The sequence below is a fragment of the Pseudomonas sp. MIS38 genome, assembly GCF_019891575.1.
Taxonomy (GTDB): domain Bacteria; phylum Pseudomonadota; class Gammaproteobacteria; order Pseudomonadales; family Pseudomonadaceae; genus Aquipseudomonas; species Aquipseudomonas putida_A.
Genome location: NZ_JAFLXF010000072.1, coordinates 1 through 426, shown reverse-complemented (window position 1 = coordinate 426; position 426 = coordinate 1). Strand labels below are relative to the sequence as shown.

Below are 426 nucleotides of genomic sequence, written 5' to 3'. Positions count from 1 at the left end.
CGTCGAAGCCTGCGAATCATTAGCCGCCGCCAGCGACATGGCCCGTGATATCGGCGACACCGTCGATAACCCACAGCGCCGGGCCATGCTGATGCTGCATCAGGTGATCATGCTCAGTGAACTGATGGTCAACCGAGTACTGGACGGCCGCCGCGTGCCGAACTAATCACCGGTCCCGTGTAGGAGCTGCCGCAGGCTGCGATCTTTTGATTTTGTTTTTTAAAAGCAACATCAAAAGATCGTCCGAACGCGGCCCGAACCTGCGGCAGCTCCTACATGAAGTCATTCTTTCAAAGTGCCTCGATCGGAGTTCCAGCTGATGTCCGAAACCTCAACCAATCCGCCAATCACAGACCCGCTATCACCCTACGAATCCCTCAACTCCAGAAAACTCCACGAAGCCGCCGAACGCGCCCTCGACCACTA

At 56.3% G+C, this 426-nt stretch carries 1 protein-coding gene; it reads left to right on the top strand.

The genetic code is table 11. The features are described from left to right. A partial coding sequence (locus J1G18_RS28565; RefSeq protein WP_410477725.1) for a DUF6124 family protein occupies positions 1 to 166 on the top strand: 166 nt, incomplete at its 5' end. Positions 167 to 426: the final 260 nt, after the last annotated feature.